At 56.4% G+C, this 20,723-nt stretch carries 17 protein-coding genes; 9 read left to right on the plus strand and 8 right to left on the minus strand.

The annotated features are described in order from the left end of the window. Positions 1–33: 33 nt before the first annotated feature. Complete coding sequence (locus tag V9K67_RS03070) at positions 34–363, minus strand: DMT family transporter (RefSeq protein ID WP_336719994.1); 330 nt, start codon at positions 361–363, stop codon at positions 34–36. Between the two features lie 119 nt (positions 364–482). Further along, complete coding sequence (locus tag V9K67_RS03075) at positions 483–2,162, minus strand: hypothetical protein (RefSeq protein WP_336719995.1); 1,680 nt, start codon at positions 2,160–2,162, stop codon at positions 483–485. A gap of 24 nt (positions 2,163–2,186) precedes the next feature. On the opposite strand from V9K67_RS03075, the gene V9K67_RS03080 reads away from it, so the two are divergent. From V9K67_RS03080 to V9K67_RS03090, 3 genes are read left to right on the plus strand one after another with little or no spacing between them, the layout of a single operon-like run. After that, entirely contained in the window at positions 2,187–3,542 is a 1,356-nt protein-coding gene (locus V9K67_RS03080) for a dihydroorotase (protein WP_336719996.1), read from the plus strand. A gap of 7 nt (positions 3,543–3,549) precedes the next feature. Beyond that, entirely contained in the window at positions 3,550–4,866 is a 1,317-nt protein-coding gene (locus V9K67_RS03085) for a MutS-related protein (protein WP_336719997.1), read from the plus strand. A gap of 18 nt (positions 4,867–4,884) precedes the next feature. Beyond that, on the plus strand, positions 4,885–6,453 hold the full coding sequence (locus V9K67_RS03090) for a M1 family metallopeptidase (RefSeq protein WP_336720000.1): 1,569 nt from the start codon (positions 4,885–4,887) through the stop codon (positions 6,451–6,453). Positions 6,454–6,928: 475 nt separating this feature from the next. Here the strand turns inward: V9K67_RS03090 and V9K67_RS03095 are convergent, their stop codons facing one another. From V9K67_RS03095 to V9K67_RS03110, 4 genes are all read right to left on the minus strand, one after another. Continuing rightward, the gene (locus tag V9K67_RS03095) at positions 6,929–8,617 is read right to left on the minus strand and encodes a pyruvate dehydrogenase complex dihydrolipoamide acetyltransferase (RefSeq protein WP_336720002.1); all 1,689 of its coding nucleotides are present in this window, start codon (positions 8,615–8,617) and stop codon (positions 6,929–6,931) included. A 319-nt stretch (positions 8,618–8,936) separates the two neighbouring features. After that, positions 8,937–10,778 (minus strand): DNA polymerase III subunit gamma/tau, encoded by a 1,842-nt coding sequence (locus tag V9K67_RS03100; protein ID WP_336720004.1) that lies wholly within the window; start codon positions 10,776–10,778, stop codon positions 8,937–8,939. Between the two features lie 62 nt (positions 10,779–10,840). After that, positions 10,841–12,004 (minus strand): hypothetical protein, encoded by a 1,164-nt coding sequence (locus V9K67_RS03105; protein ID WP_336720005.1) that lies wholly within the window; start codon positions 12,002–12,004, stop codon positions 10,841–10,843. A 139-nt stretch (positions 12,005–12,143) separates the two neighbouring features. Continuing rightward, the gene (locus V9K67_RS03110; protein ID WP_336720006.1) at positions 12,144–13,787 is read right to left on the minus strand and encodes a L,D-transpeptidase family protein; all 1,644 of its coding nucleotides are present in this window, start codon (positions 13,785–13,787) and stop codon (positions 12,144–12,146) included. A gap of 180 nt (positions 13,788–13,967) precedes the next feature. On the opposite strand from V9K67_RS03110, the gene uvsE reads away from it, so the two are divergent. The 6 genes from uvsE to V9K67_RS03140 all read left to right on the plus strand — a co-directional run bounded on the left by uvsE (position 13,968) and on the right by V9K67_RS03140 (position 19,455). Further along, positions 13,968–14,879, plus strand: a complete 912-nt coding sequence (uvsE, locus tag V9K67_RS03115; protein WP_336720007.1) for a UV DNA damage repair endonuclease UvsE — start codon at positions 13,968–13,970, stop codon at positions 14,877–14,879. Between the two features lie 41 nt (positions 14,880–14,920). Then, on the plus strand, positions 14,921–15,925 hold the full coding sequence (locus V9K67_RS03120; RefSeq protein WP_336720008.1) for a cellulase family glycosylhydrolase: 1,005 nt from the start codon (positions 14,921–14,923) through the stop codon (positions 15,923–15,925). Positions 15,926–16,196: 271 nt separating this feature from the next. After that, the gene (gene atpD, locus V9K67_RS03125) at positions 16,197–17,696 is read left to right on the plus strand and encodes a F0F1 ATP synthase subunit beta (RefSeq protein WP_336720009.1); all 1,500 of its coding nucleotides are present in this window, start codon (positions 16,197–16,199) and stop codon (positions 17,694–17,696) included. An 84-nt stretch (positions 17,697–17,780) separates the two neighbouring features. Next, on the plus strand, positions 17,781–18,038 hold the full coding sequence (gene atpC / locus V9K67_RS03130) for an ATP synthase F1 subunit epsilon (RefSeq protein ID WP_336720011.1): 258 nt from the start codon (positions 17,781–17,783) through the stop codon (positions 18,036–18,038). 149 nt (positions 18,039–18,187) lie between these two features. Beyond that, the gene (locus V9K67_RS03135; protein WP_336720012.1) at positions 18,188–18,817 is read left to right on the plus strand and encodes a DUF4136 domain-containing protein; all 630 of its coding nucleotides are present in this window, start codon (positions 18,188–18,190) and stop codon (positions 18,815–18,817) included. 20 nt (positions 18,818–18,837) lie between these two features. Further along, positions 18,838–19,455, plus strand: a complete 618-nt coding sequence (locus V9K67_RS03140; protein WP_336720013.1) for an outer membrane beta-barrel protein — start codon at positions 18,838–18,840, stop codon at positions 19,453–19,455. A gap of 4 nt (positions 19,456–19,459) precedes the next feature. Here the strand turns inward: V9K67_RS03140 and V9K67_RS03145 are convergent, their stop codons facing one another. Continuing rightward, on the minus strand, positions 19,460–19,891 hold the full coding sequence (locus tag V9K67_RS03145; protein WP_336720015.1) for an RDD family protein: 432 nt from the start codon (positions 19,889–19,891) through the stop codon (positions 19,460–19,462). Between the two features lie 165 nt (positions 19,892–20,056). Next, entirely contained in the window at positions 20,057–20,608 is a 552-nt protein-coding gene (locus V9K67_RS03150) for a YqgE/AlgH family protein (RefSeq protein ID WP_336720016.1), read from the minus strand. Between the last annotated feature and the right edge of the window lie 115 nt (positions 20,609–20,723).

A 20,723-nucleotide genomic window follows, 5' to 3' on the forward strand; every position in this document is an offset into this window, starting at 1 on the left:
GTGGTTGCTCCGGCAACCACAAACCTTCTCTCTTTACGCGTTCGCCACGAACTTCAAACCAATAATAGAAGCAATAAGGGTAGACAGGAAAAACAGCCGCCAGAAGCTGGCCGGTTCCTGGAACAGGAAGATGCCTGCCAGAACGGTTCCTACGGCGCCGATACCGGTCCACACGGCGTAGGCCGTGCCGATAGGGATGGTCTGCGTGGCCTTGTACAGCAGGTACATGCTCACGGTAAGCGAAACCAGGAAGCCTGTCCACCAGAGGAGAGCGGTAGTACCCGTAGTTTCCCTTGCCTTGCCCAGGCAGGTGGCAAAGCCCGCTTCAAAGAAGCCGGCGATGATCAGAAGGATCCAGTTCATCGGCCGAAGGTAAGGCCCGGTAAGCTATTAATGATTTGCGGTTTACGAATTACGATTTTTTCCAGGTACGTACCGGTGAAATCGTAATTGGTAAACCGCAAATTCTTTATTCCTGTCTCTTAAAAATCAAACTCTCTTCTGTGCATGTTCCAGCGCAGGCCGGCGGAGAAAATGAGGGTGTTGGCGGCCGTTGCCTTGTTCTCCGCTTTCTCTTTCCGCACGATGGCATTGGCCTCGAGAAACAGGTTCTGCTTCAGCTCGTACGACAGCAGGAAGGAGGCCAGGGCGACATTGGTCCCGATGCCCGTGCCTACGTTGTAGCCGTAATCGCTTTTGCGGTAGGGGGGCGTGTTGGGCAAAAAGATGTTGCCGCCGAAGGAAGTGGCGGGCCTTGCCGTGGAGTCCCGTCCCTGTTTGTAAATGATGGCTTTGGCCTGCACCAGCCATTTGGGCGCCGGCTGGTAGCGGGCGATGCCGATCAGCTCCTGGAAGTTGGCGCCCAGGGGATGCGCCAGCGGCTGGTTGTAATGGGTAAAATTCGTCAGCGAGTCGTCGTGCGAATAGGTGAAGGGACGCACCCGGTTCATTTCGGCCTGCAGGTCGAGGTTCTTCACCCCGAAGGCGTCAATGTATTTGCCACCGAGCTGGATGCCCCATTTGTTGGCCCACCAGCCGCGGTTGTCCCGGATCTCCTTCAGCTTGAATTCGTCGAGCAGCAGCTGGCCGTAGAACTGCAGGCGATGCGCCACGTTGGCTTTGAAGTCGAGGCCCGCCAGGGCATTGTCGTCGCTGCCGTTCTGCTGTTCCACCGAGCGGTAAAAAATAATGGGGTTCAGGTACGTAAAGTCGAAATGGTCCTTGCGGCCGAAGATCACGCCTTCAAACAGGCCGATGTTCAGCCAGCGGGTAACGCCGATGTCCAGGTGGTGCAGGGCGGCGTATTTCTTGCCCAGCAGGCGGTCGGCGCCGCGTCGCTCGGTGGGGGTAAGCTCCATGAACAGGTTCTGGTAGTTGAATTTCCAGATGCGGGTATTGAGCTTCAGGAAGAGGGCGTTGTTCGAAAAGTCGCTCAGGAACAGGCTGCGGTGGCCGCTGCCGATAAAGTTGCGGTCGTAGCCAAAGGCGATGTCGATGTATTTGGCGGCATTGAAGGTCAGGTAGCCGCGGGCGTCGAAGTAGTCGTAGCCGGTCGTTTTAAAGCTTTTATAGTAGCCTTGTCCCGGCACGGCTTCGTGTTCCGTTACCCACTGGCGCACGTAGAGCGGGTCGCGTTCCTGGTTTTCGGTCAGGTAGGCCGAGAAGCCGATCTTGTTGGCGATGCGCCCGCGCAGGCTGAGGCCGCGGCTGTTTTGATACAGGGTGCCGTTCCCATCCTTTTCCTTGCCGGCCGCCACCTGGAGCACCGGGTTGATGGCCAGGAAGAAATCCTCCGAATTCGCTTCGTACAGGTTGGCGGGTGTTTCGTAAAAATGTTTGCCCCAGGGACGCTTGCTCAAATAATCGGAGCGGTTGCCGGTGGCCCACTCCAGGCTGCCGGCCATGGCGCTGTACCAGTTGTAGCGGTCGGTGGCGGAAACCAGCAGCGACGAATCGATGCGGCCGAGGCGGGAAATAAACTCTTTCCGGCTGTAAGGCTTTGTTTTGGAGAAGTTGAGCACCGAATCCCTGCCGGCCCGGATCTCCAGGCGCTCGATAAGGAGGTGCTCCTTGGCCCCCTGCGGCAGGTAGGTGGTTTGTGCTTTTATACCCAGCGGTAGCAGTAAAATAAGCAGCCTTACCACGGTTTGTTTATATTGCATGCAACAGAATTTAAGAAACAAAGTATGGAAAAATATCTGATAAAGAATATTCAGGTGGTCAACGAGGGCAGCACCCAAACGGCTGACGTTCTCATCGCGGACGGACGGATTGAAAGAATCGGGCCAAACATTTCGGTTACCGGTTACGTGCACGAGATCGACGGCGAAGGCAAGTTCCTGCTGCCCGGCGTCATCGACGACCAGGTGCATTTCCGCGAGCCGGGACTGACCCACAAGGCCACCATCTATACCGAGTCGAAAGCGGCCGTGGCCGGCGGCACTACTTCCTTCATGGAAATGCCCAACACCTCGCCGCCCGTATTCACGCAGGAACTGCTGGAGGAAAAGTACGGCATCGCTTCGCGCAGCTCGCTGGCCAACTATTCGTTCTTCATGGGCACCTCCAACGACAACCTCGACGAAGTGCTCCGCACCAACGACAAGAAGAACGAGGTCTGCGGCATCAAGATCTTCATGGGGTCGTCTACCGGCAACCTGCTCGTGGACAACTACCTCACCCTCGATAAAATATTCGCGGGCACCGAGCTGCTCATTGCCACCCACTGCGAGGACGAAGCCCTGATCAAGGCCAACCTCGAACGGGTAAAGGCTGAAGGCAAGGGACTGACCGCGGCACACCACCCCATCATCCGCGACGAGGAAGTGTGCTTCGAATCCTCCTTCCGGGCGGTGCAGCTGGCGAAGAAGCACGATACCCGCCTGCATATCCTGCACATCACCACGGCCAAAGAGCTGCAGCTGTTCGGCAACCTGCTGCCGCTGAAGGAAAAGCGCATCACCGCCGAAGTCTGCGTGCACCACCTGCACTTCACCTCGGAGGATTATGCCGCCAAGGGCAACCTGATCAAGTGCAACCCCGCCATCAAGGCGCCCTTCAACCGCGAGGCCCTCTGGGAAGGCCTGCTCGACGACCGCCTGGACGTGATCGCCACCGACCATGCGCCGCATGCGTGGGAAGAAAAGAACGAGCCCTACGAAAAAGCGCATGCCGGCATCCCGCTGGTACAGCACTCGTTGCTGCTGATGCTGCAGTATGTGCAGGAGGGCCGGATCTCCCTGGAAAAGGTAGTGGAAAAAATGAGCCATGCCGTGGCCGACTGCTTCCGTATCAAGGACCGCGGCTACATCCGCGAAGGCTATTTTGCCGACCTGGTGATCGTGGACCTGGACGGCCGCACCAAAGTGCGCAAGGAGAACCTGCTGTCGAAGTGCAACTGGAGCCCCTTCGAAGGCGAAACCTTCCCGGCGGCCGTCACACATACCTTCGTCAACGGACGGATGGTGTACGCACAGGACGGCGGTGCCGGCCAGTTCGACGAATCCGTGAAAGGGCAGCGGCTGCAGTTTGACCGTAATTGAGGCGTTTATGCAAATTGACAAGATCACCTTTAACGATATTTCCGTCTTTCACCAGGAGGAGGAGTTTTCGATTTTTCATAAACTCAATTTCACCCGGACGGTAGGCGGCAAGGAGTGGCTGAAACGCTTCTTCACCGAGCCGCATGCCGACCTGAAGCGCATCCTGGGAACGCAAACCATTATCCGTACCCTGATCGATCATCTCGAGGACTGGCCGGCGGAGATCACCAACGGCACCATCATCATGATGGAGAAGTTCCTCGAGTACAACCTCGATGCCATCTCGGATCGTCTCAATGCGTTCAACACGCTTTCGTACAAGCTGTTTCATTCCGCCGACTACTCGATGGTAAAATACTCGGTGAAGCACTTTGCCGACTTTTACCGCGGCATGAAAAAGCTGGCGGAGCTGTTCTCTTCGGCGGACCTGCCGGCGCAGATCCGCTTTTACATCGACCGCATCAGCAACATCCTGGAGGCGGAAGGCATCAAAAACCTGGCGGCCACCCCGCCCGATGCGAAGTTCGACAGTGCCCAGAACCTTTTTTATGCCCGCAGCCTGAAAGAGGAGCACAAGACCGATACGCTGGAGATGATCGACATCTATTCGCGCTTCGACGCCTGGTATTCCATGGCGATGGCGGTGCGGACCTACGACCTGCACTTCCCCGAATTCATTGAAAGCGACCAGCCCTACATCCGGGCTGAAGGCCTGTACCACGTGCTGTTGCAGCATCCCGTGGCCTACGACCTGGTGATGCACCAGGACCAGAACTTCCTGTTCCTGACCGGGGCCAACATGGCGGGCAAAAGCACGCTGATCAAGGCCCTGGGTTCGTCGGTTTTCCTGGCGCATATGGGCATGGGCGTACCGGCCAAAAAAATGCAGCTGACGCTGTTCGACGGCCTGTTGAGCAACATCAACGTGGCCGACAACATCGCCCGGGGCGAGAGCTATTTTTTCAACGAGGTGCAGCGGATCAAGAACACCATCTACAAGATCAACGACGGTAAAAAATGGCTGGTCCTGATCGACGAGCTGTTCAAGGGTACCAATGTGCAGGACGCCATGAAGTGCTCGCTGGCGGTGATCCGGGGCCTGATCAAGATCCGCAACTCGGTGTTTGTGCTCAGCACCCACCTGTACGAGATCTCCGAAGACCTCAAACAGTATCCCAATATTTCGTTCAAGTATTTCGAGACCGCTGTCACCGAAGACCAGCTCCAGTTCAGCTACCAGTTGAAGGAGGGCGTCAGCAATGACCGCATTGGCTACCTGATCCTGCGACGGGAAAAAGTGGTGGAAATGCTCGAGAAACTGTAACCTGTTTAAAAGAATTGCATGCGTTCGATTACGGCTACCGCTTGTTTCCTGTTCGTCTTTTTAAGCAGCAACTTCCTGCATGCCCAGGCCGTCGATGTGCAGCATTACCGCTTCCAGCTGGAATTAAGTGACCAGAACGACCGCATCCGCGGCCGGGCCGAGGTGCAGGTGCTGTTCCGGCAGCCCCTGGCCGAATGGGCGCTGGACCTGGTGCAAACAGGTTCCGATGGCAAGGGTATGAAGGTGGACAGCGTGCAGGGCGAAACGGTCGCCGGCTTCCGGCAGGAGCAGAACAAGCTGCTGATCCGCCTGAAAAGCCCCAGTGGTCCGGCGCTGCAAACCTTTCGCATCCTGTACGGCGGCACGCCGGCCGACGGGCTGATAATTTCCAAAAACAAGTTCGGCGACCGCACCTTCTTTGCCGACAACTGGCCCAACCGGGCGCACCAGTGGATCCCCTGCAACGATCGTCCCGAAGACAAGGCGTCCGTGGAATTCCTGGTCACGGCCCCTTTGCGTTACCAGGTGGTTTCCAATGGCCTGCTCCAGGAGCAGACCGACCTGGATCAAACCAGCCGCCTGACCCACTGGAAAGAAGACATTCCCATTCCCACGAAGGTGATGGTGATCGGGGCGGCGCAGTTCGCCATCAGCCGCCTGGACAGCAGTGAGGCCGTGCCGGTAACGGCCTGGGTATACCCGCAAAACCGGCAGCAGGGCTTTTACGATTATGCCCTGGCCACGCCGATCCTGCACTTTTTTTCCAATTATATCGGGCCCTATCCCTTTCGCAAGCTGGCCAACGTACAGTCCACCACCATCTTTGGCGGTATGGAGAATGCCAGCGCCATTTTTTATGCCGAGAATTCCGTTACAGGTAACCGGGAGTCGGAGGAGCTGCTGGCGCACGAGATCGCCCACCAGTGGTTCGGCAACATGGCCAGTGAAAGGAGCTTTGCCCACCTGTGGCTGAGCGAGGGCTTCGCCACCTATATGACCGACATCTACCTCGATGCCCGTTACGGCAGGGAGGCCTTTCACCGGCGCCTGAAGGCGGCGCGGGAAAAAGTCATCGGCTTCAGCCACGTTTCCAAAAGTGCCGTGGTCGACAGCGTTTCGGACCTGATGGACCTGCTGAATGCCAACAGCTACCAAAAAGGTTCTTGGGTATTGCACATGCTGCGCAACGAAGTAGGCGATTCGGCTTTTCACCGCACTATTCAACAGTATTACCAGCAATACCAGGGCGGCAATGCCGACTCAAAGGATTTCCAGCGGGTAGCCGAGTCGGTAGCGGGCCGCAGCCTCGAAGCGTTTTTCCACCAATGGCTGTATACTCCCGGTATCCCGCAACTCCATCCGTCCTGGAAGTGGGAGCGGGGCAAGGTGCTTCTAACTATTCAGCAAACCGGCAACAGCAAGTTCAGCTTTCCTTTAGAAGTAGGACTGGTAGCTGCCGGCGGAAAGCAAACAGTTCATCAAGTGAAAGTAACACCCACTACCTCCTCATTTGAATTGCCGGCAGCGGCCAAACCTGCTAAAGTAGTTTTGGATCCGGAAATAAACTTGTTGTTCGAGGAGAAGTAGGAGAGAAAAAATGATAGGTGACTATAACTGCCGTTACTGAATTTGACGCATTCATATATGGATGTTAGTAGCGTGCAATTAAGGGTAAAATAAAATTTCCTGTTCCGTCCGGCGTAAAACCTCTCCCCCGGTTTCGCCAAGGGCAAAACCACCCCCTCCCCACATAGGGAGGGGGCTCGTAGCTTCGCGGGAGAAGTGTTTGTTAGTCAGCAACAAGGCTGGGCATACCAGTGCGACTCCTGCTCTTATTATTGTTTCTTTTTTAATAATCTACTGTTGCGGAGCTACGAGACTTAACCCCTCCCTACGTGGGGAGCGCCACGCCGAAGGCGGGGCGGGGGAGAGGTTTTACGCCGGACGGGACACCTGGCTACTCCCTTTTTTATTTTCCGCCTTGGATACAAGTATGCCATAAACGAAAAAGCCCCGGAGCTTTAATAAGTCCGGGGCTTTGTTATTTAGTTATGACTGAAGGTTATACCAGCATGGTTACCGGGTTCTCCAGGTACTTTTTGAAGGTTTGCAGGAAGGAGGCGCCTACGGCTCCGTCCACGATGCGGTGGTCGGCGCTGAGGGTCACGGTCATCACGTTGGTCACGCCGAAGCCTTCGCCCTTGCGTACCACCACTTCCTTGATGCGGCCAACCGCCAGGATGGCGCTGTCCGGGGGGTTGATGATGGCGGTAAAATGATCGATGTCCATCATACCCAGGTTGGAGATGGTGAAGGTGTTGCCGGTGAATTCCGACGGCTGCAGCTTCTTGCCTTTGGCCTTGCCTGCCAGTTCTTTGGTTTCGGCAGAGATTTGGCTCAGGGTCTTCTGGTCGGTAAAGCGTACTACCGGTACGATCAGGCCTTCCTCGACGGCTACGGCTACACCCACGTGGATGTGGCTGTACTGGCGGATGAAGTCACCCATCCAGGAAGAGTTCACGGCGGGGTGCTTGCGCAGGGCCATGGCCACGGCTTTCACCACCATATCGTTGAAGCTGATCTTCACGGGGCTTACTTCGTTCATCTGCACACGGGCTTCCATCGCCTTGTCCATGTTGATTTCCATGGTCAGGTAGAAGTGCGGGGCAGTGAACAGGCTCTCACCCAGGCGGCGGGCGATCACCTTACGCATTTGCGATACGTTCACGTCGGTATAACCTTCCTGGCCCTGAACGGCGGGCTGGGCGGCGGGTTGTGCCTTTGCCGGGGCAGCAGGAGCAGCCTGGGCGGCAGGAGCGGCTTTGGCGGGAACGAAGTTATCCAGGTCGCCTTTGGTGATACGGCCGTTGTCGCCGGAACCGGTTACCTGGGCCAGGTCGATGCCTTTTTCGGCAGCGATCTTCTTGGCGAGGGGGGAAGCCTTCACACGGCCGTCGGCGGTAACGCTGGCGGAAGCGGCAGCCTGGGGCTGGGCTTGTGCCTGGGCCTGCGGTTGGGCGGCAGGTTGCTGGGCGGCGGGAGCGGCGGCTTGCTGGGGTTGGGCAGCAGCAGCGGGAGCGGGGCCGCCTTTGGCAGCGGCTACGATCTGGTCCACGTTTATTTTGCCTTCATCGCCGATGATGGCCAGCAGGTCGTTTACGGCGATCTTCTGGCCGGGCTGTGCGCCCTGGAACAGCAGTTTGCCGTTCTTGTAGCTTTCCAGTTCCATGGTGGCCTTGTCGGTTTCGATCTCGGCGAGCAGGTCGCCTTTTTTCACGTCGTCACCTACTTTCTTGTGCCAGGAGGCGATCACGCCTTCGGTCATGGTGTCGCTCAGGCGGGGCATGAGCACCACTTCTTCCATTTTGGACAGGTCCAGACCTGCACCGCCGGCGGGGGCGGGAGCCGGGGCGGCTGCCTGTGCCGGGGCCGGAGCTTCTGCAGGGGCGCTGGGCTGTGCGGGCTGCTGGGCAGCGCCGGCCTGACCCGAGGTATACTGCGAAATGTCTTCGCCCGCCTGGCCGATAATGGCCAGCAGGTCGTTCACCTGAAGCTTTCCACCTTTGTCCGTGCCGATGTGCAGGAGGGTGCCATCCTTATAGCTCTCCAGCTCCATCGTAGCTTTATCGGTTTCAATTTCAGCAAGCAGATCGCCTTTCTTAACGGGATCTCCAATTTTTTTATGCCAGGCAGCTATAACCCCTTCGGTCATGGTATCGCTTAGGCGAGGCATCAGAATCACTTCGGCCATATAGAAAAGAATAAGGTTTACAATTCGGAGGCCGAAATTAAGTAATTATGTTTTAAAAGAGGAAGAACTTTCCAGTTCCGGAGCTCTAAAGTTCCAGAGGTCCTTAGTCAGGAGTTTACGGGTTTACAAGTTTACGAGTTTACGAGTTAGGTGGAAAAATGCCGTTTTTCACGATGAGTTTGCGCCTTTCACATGAAAAACAAGCTCGTGGGCATGAAATAAAGAATATATCAAACTTCTTTAACCTGATGACGGAGCAAAAATTTCACCGCCGCCAGGCCAACTCGTTAACTCGTGAACTTGTAAACCCGTAAACTTTTTAAAAGTCCAGCTCCAGTTTCAGTTTTTCCCGCAACTCTTTAATCAGGGGGTTCTGCTCGATCATTTTCTGGTAAAGTTCCTTGGAGGTAAGGGGGCGTTCGTATTCGACCACCTCCTGTTCGCTTTCCTGCAACAGGATGGAAAACTGGAGCTGCCGGTTGTGGAGCTCGTGCTGGAGGAATTCGCAGGCCTTGTTGCGCTCAAACTCCAAAAACCGCTGGTTGATGTTGTTGGAGGCGGTGGCCTCGAAGCAGTTGGGGTCCTTGATGATCAGTTCGGCCAGGTCGAAGCTCTGGGCTGCCGGGTTTTTTTCTTCCTTTAATTTTTTAATAAACAGTTCCCAGGCGGCTTTCAGCCGGGACATTTCCAGGGGATGGTCTTCCCGCACTACCTGGGAGGCCTGTTCCTGTTCGATCTGCTGGCGCAGGGCGGCCAGCGATCCCAGCTTGGGCTTGGCGGCTGCGGCCGGGCGGGCGGGCTGGGCCGGCGAAGGAGTGGCCGGCTCCGGCTGGGCGGCAGTCGGCGGCTGTTGGGGTACCGGCGCGGCCTTTTCTTCTTTTGTTTCGATGGTCAGCCGGGCCGCCGGCTGCGGGGCCGGGGGCGCTGCGGGCTGGGGCGGTGCCGGTGCGGGAGCAGCCGGCGCAGCCTTGGACATCACCGGGGCAATGTTCTTAAAGGCAACCGGGCTAGCGGTCTCCGTTACTTTTTTTTTATCAAGGGCGCCGTCGCGGGCAGTAAGCTGCAGGGCCTGTTGCAGGTAGCACAGCTTGATCAGCGTCAGCTCCACGTGCAGGCGCTTGTTGCGGGCGGTCTTGTAGTTGATCTCCGACTCGCTCAGGATATTGAGGGCGCTCACCAGGTAACCGGCCTCGGTTTTCCGGGCGGTTTCGATGTAGCGCTGGCGGAAGCTGTCCACCACTTCCAGCAGGCCGGCCACCCGTTCGTCCTTGCACACCAGCAGGTTGCGGGCGAATTCGGCAAAGCCTTCCAGCACCATGTCGCCTTCAAAGCCCTTTTTATTAATGTCGTCATACAGCAACATGGCGCCCGCCAGGTCCTGGTTCAGCATGCAGTCCATCAGCTGGAAGTAATAGCCGGCATCCAGGATGTTGAGGTGCTCCAGGGTATTGTCGTAGGTCACCTGGCCGCCGGTAAAGGAAACGATCTTGTCCAGGATGCTGAGGGCGTCGCGCATGCAGCCTTCGCTTTTCTGGGCAATGAGCTGCAGGCCGGCTTCATTGGCCTGGATGTTTTCCTTGGTGGCGATGCCCTGGAGGTGGTCCACCGTATCCTGGAGGGTAATGCGTTTGAAGTCAAAGATCTGGCAGCGGCTCAGGATGGTGGGCAGGATCTTGTGCTTTTCGGTGGTGGCCAGGATAAAGATGGCGTAGGAGGGGGGCTCCTCCAGGGTTTTCAGGAAGGCGTTGAAGGCCGAGGAGCTGAGCATGTGCACCTCATCTATAATATATACCTTGTATTTGCCGGCCTGGGGCGCAAAGCGTACCTGGTCCACCAGGGCGCGGATGTCGTCCACCGAGTTGTTGGAGGCGGCATCCAGCTCGTGGATGTTCAGCGAGGTGCCTTCGTTGAAGGAGCGGCAGGAGGTGCATTCGTTGCAGGCCTCACCCTCGGGGGAGGGGTGTTCGCAGTTGATGGTTTTCGCCAGGATACGGGCGCAGGTGGTCTTGCCCACGCCGCGGGGACCGCAAAACAGGAAGGCATGCGCCAGCTGGTGGTTGCGGATAGCGTTCCGGAGCGTGGTGGTAATATGCTGCTGGCCCACTACCGTATCGAAGGTCTGGGGGCGGTATTTTCGGGCTGATACAATGAATTTTTCCATACAGGGAGGGCACGTCGCCCGGCTGCTAAATTAGGAGTTTTCCGGCACCCGATTCCCTAGCCTTAACTTAAAATGGGGTGGCGTTTGAATTCCCGGGTGCGGTCAAACAGGTAGCGGTAGGTGGTCAGCTTGCGGCTGTGGAAGGTTTCCGCCATGGATTCGGCCACGTTCAGCATTTTGGGGTTAAAATCACCGATCCATTGCATTTCGTACTCGGTGTACGGGGTATGCTGTACTACCTTGTAGGCCTCCATGATCATGTAGGCGTCGATGCCTTTACCCTGGAATTCGGGCACGATGCCGAAGGCGAGGCCCGTAAACTTTTTACAGGGCTTGGTGGTCTTCACCCACAAAAATTTCAATTTGCGCAACCAATCAAATTTCCCGTCCAGGTGTTTGAACCACTGGTTCAGGTCGGGCAGGTTGATGAACATGGCGATGGGGACTTCGTTGTGGTACACGAACCACACGATGCGCTCGTCCATCACGGGCTTCATTTTCCGGAACAGCTGCATCGCCATCTCGGGGCGCATCTGCTTCATGCCGCCGTGGCTGGCCCAGGCCTTATTATAAACGGTGGCGAAGTCGTGGGCGAATTTTTCGAGCTGGTCCTTTTTCAGGTGCACCGCCCGGAACGCCGGGTCGTTGGCATAGAGGGCATGACGGGTATGGAGCTTTTCCCTCAGGGGACTTTTGGGATCCATGCCGAAACACACCTGGTTAAAGAAGGTTTTGAAGCCATAGGCCTCGAAGAGTTCCTGGTAGTAAGGAGGGTTGTAGTTCATGCCGTAGAGGGGTTCCTGGAAGCCCTCCACCACCAGTCCCCACCAGCGGTCGCGTTCGCCGAAGTTGATGGGGCCGTCCATGGCTTCCATGCCCTGTTGCTGCAGCCAGTGGCGGGATACGTCGAAGAGGGTGTCGGCGGCCCTTTGGTCGTTGATGCAGTCGAAAAAGCCGATGCCGCCCACCGGCACCTCGTCGCCCTTGGTCTTGTAGCGTTTGTTCACGAAGGCGGCAATGCGTCCGAGGTATTCGCCCTGCCCTCCTTTCAGGATCCAGCGGGTAGCTTTGCCGGAGCGGAAGGCTTTATTTTTTTTCGGGTTGAATACATCGTCGATATCCTTGTCCAGCGGACGGATGTAATTGGGGTTATTCTTATTGATCTCCGGACTTACCAATAAAAACTCCCTGGCCAATTCTTTATTGGTCACTTCTACCAACTGCATGCGGACAAAGTACGGGATTTTAGGCGGGAGTTTTTTAAAAGTTCCTGAGTTTCTAAGTTCCTAAGTTCCTGGGTTAAGGGTTGTCGTATCCGGAGTTACGCCAACTTAGAAACCCAGGAACTTAGGAACTCAGAAACCGCTATTGAAACATCTTCTCCTGTAAACGCTTATCATGCCCGTAGATGTCTTCGCGGAAGTTCAGTCGGCCGCTGTCGTCTACCCAGGCAGTGTAGTAGGTGATGAATACGGGCACGGGGTCTTTGAGCTTTACCCATTTTTCCTGGCCGCTGTCCATGGCTTCACGAATCTTTTCCGGCGTCCATTCGGGTTGGTGGCGCAGGAGGTACTGGGCCATTCGCTCGGGTTCCTCCAGGCGGATGCAGCCGTGGCTGAAGGCCCGCTTGGCGCGGCTGAACAGGCTTTTGGCATTGGTATCGTGGAAATAGATGTTGAAGCTGTTGGGAAACAGGAACTTGACGCTCCCCAGCGAGTTGTCAGGGCCGGGCCGCTGGCGCACCACCGGCAGGCCGTCCTCTTCGCCGGTGATCTCCATGTTCTGGCGGTCGAGGTAGCCGGGGTCCTTGGCCATGGCGGGCACGATCTCGTCCTGAACGATGCTCTGGGGAACGTTCCAGTAGGGGCTGAAGACGATCTGGTTCAGGTCGCCGGTGAACATCATGGTGCTGGAGCCTTCCTTACCCACCACCACGTTCATGTCCCAGGCCCTGTTCTTTCCCTCGTACACATGCAGCACGAATTCGGGAATATTTACCAGGATCAGGTTGCCGGCGGGCCGCTGGGGCATCCAGCGCATCCGCTCCATGTTCATCAGCAGGGCGGCCAGCCGCTGCTGCACCGGCACGTTCAGTTCCTTGACCAGGGCGGGGGACACTTTGCCGTCGGGTTTGAAGCCGTGGCGTTCCTGGAAGGTCTTCACGGCGATTTCCAGGCTGTCGTTAAACAGGCGGCTGGTATCTTGTCCGGGCAGGTCGCCGGTCAGCTGCAGCCTCCGTTTCAGGGCCGGGATGGCGGCGGAGGTGGAATCACCCTTCTTTAAGGTTTTTGTGCCGGCGGTTATAGGCTGCCAGCCGCCCTGTTTGGCCAGTTGGTAATAGCGGCCCAGCTGTTCCTTCAGCAGGCGGTAGGGCTGGTTGATATCCTCGAAGTATTTATCGTCCTTGTGCTTTTTGTTCAGCAGCGAGTCCACCACGGCCATCAGCGCTTCCTTTTTGCGGGGAACGAAGCGTTCCATTTCCTTACGCTTTACGTAGCCGTCCTCGTAATTGCGGAGGGCGTAGTGGATAAAGCGGTGGGTAAGGGCGAACTCGGTATTGAGAAAGTTGGGGCTGGTGCTGTTGACGGCGATCTTTTCAGCCGCGATCAGGTTGTCCATGCGTTTTAGCAGCTTTTTATCCTCCTGCAGGGTATCGCGGTTGTAAGTAATGTTGTAGTCGTACAGGTTCCAGAAGCCACGCGCCTGTTCGGTCAGGCCGTCGGAAGAGAACCAGGCGAACTGGTAGTTGCGGGCATTGTAAAAGCTGCGGATACGGCGGGCGATGGAGTCGGGGATCGCCTTGTCGGCCAGGTATTTTTCCATGGCGGCGCTGTCCAGGAACAGCGTGCTGTACGAATTGGCTTTGGTAATGCCGAAATCGCGGGAGCTTATTTTTTTCTCCGTTTTTTCTTCTGCTGCTTCGTTCGTACCCGAATGGGTGCTGTTGCTCTGGCCGCAGGCCCAAAGCGTGCTGCACGCTAGCAAAATATAGAGGGATATGTTCTTCATGCGGATGTGTTTGACAAAAAGAGTGCCGGGCAAACTGCGGAGTTACGAGTTCACGAGTTTGCGGGTTTACAAGTTCCATACGGCAGCAGCACGCCTAAACTTTTAGTAAACAATTCGCCGTTTTGATTGTTAACCACGGAACCTCTTTCCGGCGCCCGCCAACTCGTAAACCCGTAAACCATGAACTTAGGATATGCCTGTATTAATATGAGTTTGTCCGAACAGGGGATAACGACCAACCGGGGGATGATCCGGCGCACCTTCCTGGAAAAGGGCCTGCCCCATGCTTCGGCGCTGGCGCTGCAGAACGTGCAGGCGCTGCTGCAGATCATGGAGTGGAACGTGGCAAACGGCATCCGGGTGTTCCGCATCACGTCCGACCTGTTTCCCTGGGCCTCGGAATACCGCCTGCACGACCTGCCCGACTTTGGCGAGATCCGGTCGGTGCTCGAAGCCGTCGGCCGCCACCCGGTGCGGATCTCGTTCCACCCGGGGCCGTTCAATAAGCTGGCCGGCAGCGGCGCCACCCTTCAGAATACGATAAAGGAGCTGGAGCAGCATTCCGAAGTGTTTGACCTGATGGGGGTGCCCGCGACCCACTGGCACAAGATCAACATCCATGTGGGCGGCGCCTATGGCGACAAGGGGGAAACCCTGAAACGCTTTGCCCAAAATTTCGGGCTGCTGTCGGAAAACCTGCGCCGCCGCCTGACGGTGGAGAACGATGATAAGCCGGGCCTCTATGCCGTGGCCGACCTGCTGCCCCTGCACGAAAGGACCGGCATCCCCATTGTGTTCGACTATTTCCACCACCAGCTCCACCCCGGCGGCCTGAGCGAGGAAGAAGCCTTTTTGAAAGCTTTTGACACCTGGGACCTCAAGCCGGTCTTTCATTTCAGCAGCTCGCGCCGCGATTTCGAGCAGGGCGATGCCCGCCGCGAAGCGCATTCCGACTGGGTGCACAGCCCCATCAATACCTACGGCAGGGAGGTGGACATCGTGCTGGAAACGAAAATGAAGGAGTTGGCCGTGCTGCGCTACTGGCAGCAATTCGGCGGTGCCGCCATAAATGCTGCCCCCGCCGCAAAATAACCGGGCCCCTCCGGCAGTTATTAGCGAAACTGATTGTTGCCATGCCTTTTTCGTTCATTGCCGGGCGCCAACCCCTGCTTCTTCTTTTCCTTTTCCTGTATTTTCTGCTACCTGCTATAGCCTTTATGCCCCGGGGTGGGGAACGGTTGACTTTCCGGCCGGCCATCGATACGGTCAAGCCGGCGGCCAAGGGGCGGATCACCAACGGGGTGAACCTGCAGCCCAACTATACGGCCTACGGCAACGTGGACCTGGGCTGGAGCCTGATGAAGCAGCACCCCCGCATCCGGACGGTGCGCCTGCAGATCGAGCCCGACCAGGTGACCAATGCCAAACGGTGGATCCGCGAAGCCGCCGCCCATGGCTATACCGTTATTGCCACCTACCACAAGGCAACGGTGGCGGGCTCCAACGACCCGGCCTGGCTGCAGGAAGCCGCCGGCTGGTGGCAGCTGAATTACGGGCAGCTGCGGGCCTCCGGCGATTTTATGATCAACCTGATGAACGAATGGGGCAACCATAACCTTACCGCCCAGGAATACGCCACTGCCTACAACGCGGCCATTGCCAGGGTGCGCACCGTGTACCAGGGAAAGATCATCATCGACCTGCCGGGCTGGGGCCAGGAGGCCTGGGTGGCGGCCAATGCCGTGAAAGGCGTGGCTAGCGGCGGGGTAAAGATTGCGGATACCGCCATCGTGCTGTCGGCCCACATATACCCGGGCGCCCTGGTGCAGCAGCGAACCCTGGCGGGCGGGGCCAAGGGTACGCCTGGCTGGATGACGGTGGCCGACCTGGAATACCTGGGCAGCTGCGGCCGGCCCTGCATGGTCGGGGAGTTCGGCAGCGGCACCGCCGGCGGCGCCGACTGGCACGCCCTGGTAGCCTATGCCTCTTCCCGCTCGTGGCCGGTGCTGGGCTGGGCCTGGGGCGGCGACGGCGGCCAGATGAACATGATCGCGCCCCAGTTCCAACCCCTCCAGCCCGGGCAGCCCTATCCCTACACCCGGTCGGACTATTTTAATATGGTATATGATAAGCTGTAGGAATTGGTTCATTGGTTCATTGGGTATTAGGGTTTTAGGTAGTAAGGGGCCCCGGGGGCATAGGAAATAAGGTTTATTTAATAGGATGGCACCCCCTTATTTTGGGTGTCCAGCCTGTCCCAATCAACCAATGAACCAATTAACCAATTCCCCGTATCCAATACGTTTTTCACTTGAAGATTAGCACAATCCCCTTACCTTTGCAGCCGAAATAAAAAAGCGGCCGTATTGGGCTGTTTTTTATCATAAATCCTCTTTACAAAAGCTATTTATGGCAAAAGTCGGCAAGGTTAAACAAATCATCGGCGCTGTGGTGGACGTACAGTTCTCCGGACAGTTACCCGAAATCTTCAATGCATTAGAAATCAAAAAAGAAAATGGCGATACGCTGGTACTCGAAGTGCAGCAGCACCTGGGTGAAGACAGCGTACGTACCATTGCGATGGACGGTACCGAAGGCTTAACCCGTGGTTTGGACGCTGTGGATACCGGCGCTCCCATTACCATGCCCGCCCGCGAAGAAATCAAAGGCCGCCTGTTCAACGTAACCGGAGACCCCATCGACGGTCTGCCCCCGGTTCCCAAGGTGAATGGCCGCCCCATCCACGCCAAACCCCCGGCTTTTGAAAACCTCTCTACAGCTACTGAAGTATTATATACCGGTATTAAAGTAATCGACCTGATCGAACCTTACGCAAAAGGTGGTAAGATTGGTCTGTTCGGCGGTGCGGGTGTAGGTAAGACCGTACTGATCCAGGAACTGATCAACAACATCGCCAAGGCCTACTCCGGTCTGTCCGTATTTGCCGGCGTGGGTGAAAGAACCCGTGAAGGTAATGACCTGATGCGTGAAATGATCGAAGCCGGTATCATGAAATACGGCGACGCTTTCAAACACAGCATGGAAGAAGGCGGCTGGGACCTTACCAAGGTGAACCTGACCGACCTGGCCGACTCCAAGGCCACCTTCGTGTTCGGCCAGATGAATGAACCCCCGGGTGCCCGTGCCCGTGTGGCCCTGTCCGGTCTGACCATCGCCGAATACTTCCGTGATGGCGACGGCAGCGGTCGTGGTCGCGACATCCTGTTCTTCGTAGACAACATCTTCCGCTTTACCCAGGCTGGTTCCGAAGTATCGGCCCTGCTGGGACGGATGCCTTCCGCGGTAGGTTACCAGCCCACGCTGGCTACCGAGATGGGTCTGATGCAGGAGCGTATCACCTCTACCAAGAACGGTTCCATCACCTCCGTACAGGCCGTTTACGTACCTGCGGATGACTTGACCGACCCGGCTCCCGCCACTACCTTTGCCCACCTGGACGCCACTACCGTACTGTCGCGTAAAATCGCCGACTTAGGTATCTACCCGGCGGTGGATCCCCTGGATTCCACTTCCCGGATCCTGATGCCGCAGGTGGTTGGTGACGCGCACTACAACACCGCCAACCGCGTGAAACTGATCCTGCAACGTTATAAGGAACTGCAGGACATCATCGCCATCCTGGGTCTGGATGAACTGAGCGACGAAGATAAACTCACCGTATCCCGCGCCCGTAAAGTGCAGCGCTTCCTGTCGCAGCCCTTCCACGTGGCCGAGGCCTTCACCGGTCTGAAAGGCGTACTGGTTCCCATCGAGGAAACCATCCGCGGCTTCAACATGATCATGGACGGTGAAGTGGACGAGTATCCCGAAGCAGCCTTCAACCTGGTAGGTAACATCGATGACGCAATTGAGAAAGGCAAAAAACTGCTGGCCCAGGCTCAGGGATAATCTAGTTTTTAGTTTGTGGTTTGTAGTTTGCGGTTGCCTGCAGCCCAACTACGAACCATGAACCACAAACCACAAACCTTCTATATGACTTTAGAAATATTGACCCCGGAACGTAAATTATTCAGTGGCGAAGTGTACGGCGTGCAAATGCCGGGCATCAGCGGCTCGTTTGAAGTGCTGGATAAACACGCCCCCCTGGTAAGCGCCCTCAAGGCCGGCCGGGTGAAAGTGCTCCGCGACCGTCAAAGCCATTCGGCTTACTTCAACATCCAGGGCGGTTTCGTAGAAGTACTGAACAACAAGGTGACCGTCCTCGTGGAAGGCGCCACCGAGGTGGAATAACCGTTTTGAATTTTTTTGAAAATGACCCCTGGCATGCGCCGGGGGTTATTTTTTTTAAGGGTGCCCCTTAATTTTAAGTTCTCTGCAACAGCGACGGGTATTGAATTTGTAAGGGTTGCGTATCGTCACATTCGTTTAAACCCCTATCAATGAAAAAAATATGGCTGTGGTGTCTTCCCGCTTTGTGGTTCCTGTTGAGTAATTGCACCAAGAACGCAATCGATAACCTGACTACGGAAGAAAGCCGCATTTACATTACCAATTACGATACGACCGCCAACTTCCACACCTACCGCACCTTCTACATCTCCGACTCGGTAGCCCTGGTGCGCAACAACCAGTTGCTTGCCAAGCGCGTGGACGAGGTATATACCCGCTTTATAGCGGCCTTTGCCCAGTCCCTGGAGGCCAGGGGCTATGTACGGGTGGCCCGCGAGGCGAACCCCGACCTGGGCATCGCGCTTAGCCAGATCACCAACACGACCACCAACCTGATCAGCTATAATGATTACGGCAACTATTACGGCGGTTACTGGGATCCCTTCTACTGGGATTATCCCGGGTACAATTATTATTTCCCCACTTATTACGGAACCTACCAGACCAGCGAGACCGTGCTGGCCATCGATATGTTCGACCTGAAAAACAGCAGCCAGAACAACCAGATCAAGGATGTCTGGAGCGGCATGATCCGCGGTTCGGGCATCTTTACCCTGGCCAATGTCGACAGCCAGGTGGCCGCCCTGCTGCAACAGTCGTCCTACCTCCAAACCCAATAACCGATTTTAAAGATTCCTTTATGAAGGTGTTCCAATACAGTTTTCTCCTGTTGCTGCTGGCGGGAATGCAGACCGGTGCCAGCGCCCAGCAGCGCCGCCTGACCGCCGGTATCGGCCATACCACCGGCATCCCGGCCGGGAATTTCAGGGAAATTACCAATAAGCCTTCGGGCCGCGGCTTCGAAGTGCACCTGCAGTATGGGGTGAGCGATCGCCTGTCGGTAGGGGCCCAAACAGGCTTCCAGGATTTTTACCAGAAATTTCCCCGGCAGCTGCTCCATTCGCCCGGTTCGGATGTATCGGCCGTCATTTCCAATTCGGTGCAGGTCATTCCCCTGATGGCGAAAGGGCGTTACCGCTTTACGACAGCAGGTGCCGTGGAGCCTTATGCCGCCCTGGCGGTAGGGGGAAGCCTGATCAGCTATCAACAGTTGTACGGCGAGGTGACCGCCGACCAGCGCAGCAAGGTAGGCTTTGCCGCCCAGCCAGAGCTGGGGGTGCGCCTGCCGGTGGGCATCAATAAAAGCTCCGGCTTTTACCTGGCTGCCGGCTATAATTATATGCCGTTCCGCTATCATGAAGTCGATGGCCTGAGCCATGCCGTGATCAAGGCGGGCTTTTCCTTTGCCCTGCGGTAGGGGCTTAGCGCCTGACTACCAGGGAGCGGGCAATCTTATCATGGAGGGTTTGCTTTTGCTCATTGGTCAGCATCAGGAGGTAGCCGATGCACAGCAGGAAACTGGACAGGTGCTTGCCGAAATGCCGGAGGGTTGCCTGTCCAAAGGTGAGGCGGCGGCCCAGGAGGGAAGTGACTTGCAGTCCCATTGCTTTTTTGCCCAGGGTAGCCCTGGCGGTGCCGGACTCCTGGAAGGCCGAGTACAGCCAGGCCAGCAACGTGCCGAACACCGGTCCGTTTACCGGTAGCAGGAAGGTGAGGATAAGGTAGGAAACCACCAGCGCTACCGCGTCGAGCAGGAAGGCCGCCAGGCGTTCCCAAAAGTCAGCATAAACTGTGGGATGGTCAGAGGAAGAAAGGGTTTCCTTGGTCGTACTCACATAAGAGTAGTTTTGCATGCCGGAATTTTTATCGGGGGAGGGAGAATAATGGCGCAAAATTCCATAAAATCGCTGGAAATCGGTACGATTCCTTAATATTTAATACAATTTTGAAACGGGCGGAGCCGTATAGCCTTTTTTGCCCGTTGATCTTTACTTCGGTGTATTCCATCGCTAACTTTCTCAGTTCAACTGCGGGTCGATAGGGAAGTTGATCATGATCTCGTATTCGCCGCCCAGGTGTTTCAGCGAGTCCTTCCAGATCTCCTCGGCATTGCCATGGAATACCAGTGCCCGGGTGGCGGGGGCCGTCAGCCAGGTCTTTTCACTCATCTCCATTTCCAGCTGGCCGGCGCTCCAGCCCGAGTAGCCGATAAAGAAACGGATCTTGTTTTCCTCCACCTGGCCACTGTTGATCAACTGGATCAGGCGCTCGAAGTCGCCGCCCCAGTAAACGCCTTTCAGCACTTCCACGCCGCCCGGCACTTCCTCGGGGTAGCGGTGTAGAAAATGAATGGTGTTCATCTGGACCGGGCCGCCGTAATACACGGGGATCTTGTGGCCCTGGATCTCGGGGATCAACTCGTCCAAAGTGTTTTCGTATTGCCGGTTGATGACAAAGCCAACGGTTCCTTCTTCGCGGTGTTCGGTCAGGAACACCACCGTACGCATGAAATTTGGGTCCTTTAAAAAGGGATCGGCTATCAGCAACACTCCTCCTGCAGGCTTAATCATAAACTAGGATTTGTTGGTGGTGAAAAAATCGTTAACAATAGTCATAACAAATGTGTGCCATCCTAAGTTAAATTGGCTCAATATTTTTACACATCCTTATCTTAGCATTTTGCCG

Source organism: Huijunlia imazamoxiresistens, from assembly GCF_037132455.1.
GTDB classification, from domain to species: Bacteria; Bacteroidota; Bacteroidia; order Chitinophagales; family Chitinophagaceae; genus Flavisolibacter; species Flavisolibacter imazamoxiresistens.

Bases quoted from the DNA above. Each gene is read 5' to 3' on its own strand.
- V9K67_RS03070 (WP_336719994.1), bottom strand. From the start codon at position 363: ATGAACTGGATCCTTCTGATCATCGCCGGCTTCTTTGAAGCGGGCTTT.
- V9K67_RS03075 (WP_336719995.1), bottom strand. From the start codon at position 2,162: ATGCAATATAAACAAACCGTGGTAAGGCTGCTTATTTTACTGCTACCG.
- V9K67_RS03080 (WP_336719996.1), top strand. From the start codon at position 2,187: ATGGAAAAATATCTGATAAAGAATATTCAGGTGGTCAACGAGGGCAGC.
- V9K67_RS03085 (WP_336719997.1), top strand. From the start codon at position 3,550: ATGCAAATTGACAAGATCACCTTTAACGATATTTCCGTCTTTCACCAG.
- V9K67_RS03090 (WP_336720000.1), top strand. From the start codon at position 4,885: ATGCGTTCGATTACGGCTACCGCTTGTTTCCTGTTCGTCTTTTTAAGC.
- V9K67_RS03095 (WP_336720002.1), bottom strand. From the start codon at position 8,617: ATGGCCGAAGTGATTCTGATGCCTCGCCTAAGCGATACCATGACCGAA.
- V9K67_RS03100 (WP_336720004.1), bottom strand. From the start codon at position 10,778: ATGGAAAAATTCATTGTATCAGCCCGAAAATACCGCCCCCAGACCTTC.
- V9K67_RS03105 (WP_336720005.1), bottom strand. From the start codon at position 12,004: ATGCAGTTGGTAGAAGTGACCAATAAAGAATTGGCCAGGGAGTTTTTA.
- V9K67_RS03110 (WP_336720006.1), bottom strand. From the start codon at position 13,787: ATGAAGAACATATCCCTCTATATTTTGCTAGCGTGCAGCACGCTTTGG.
- uvsE (WP_336720007.1), top strand. From the start codon at position 13,968: ATGAACTTAGGATATGCCTGTATTAATATGAGTTTGTCCGAACAGGGG.
- V9K67_RS03120 (WP_336720008.1), top strand. From the start codon at position 14,921: ATGCCTTTTTCGTTCATTGCCGGGCGCCAACCCCTGCTTCTTCTTTTC.
- atpD (WP_336720009.1), top strand. From the start codon at position 16,197: ATGGCAAAAGTCGGCAAGGTTAAACAAATCATCGGCGCTGTGGTGGAC.
- atpC (WP_336720011.1), top strand. From the start codon at position 17,781: ATGACTTTAGAAATATTGACCCCGGAACGTAAATTATTCAGTGGCGAA.
- V9K67_RS03135 (WP_336720012.1), top strand. From the start codon at position 18,188: ATGAAAAAAATATGGCTGTGGTGTCTTCCCGCTTTGTGGTTCCTGTTG.
- V9K67_RS03140 (WP_336720013.1), top strand. From the start codon at position 18,838: ATGAAGGTGTTCCAATACAGTTTTCTCCTGTTGCTGCTGGCGGGAATG.
- V9K67_RS03145 (WP_336720015.1), bottom strand. From the start codon at position 19,891: ATGCAAAACTACTCTTATGTGAGTACGACCAAGGAAACCCTTTCTTCC.
- V9K67_RS03150 (WP_336720016.1), bottom strand. From the start codon at position 20,608: ATGATTAAGCCTGCAGGAGGAGTGTTGCTGATAGCCGATCCCTTTTTA.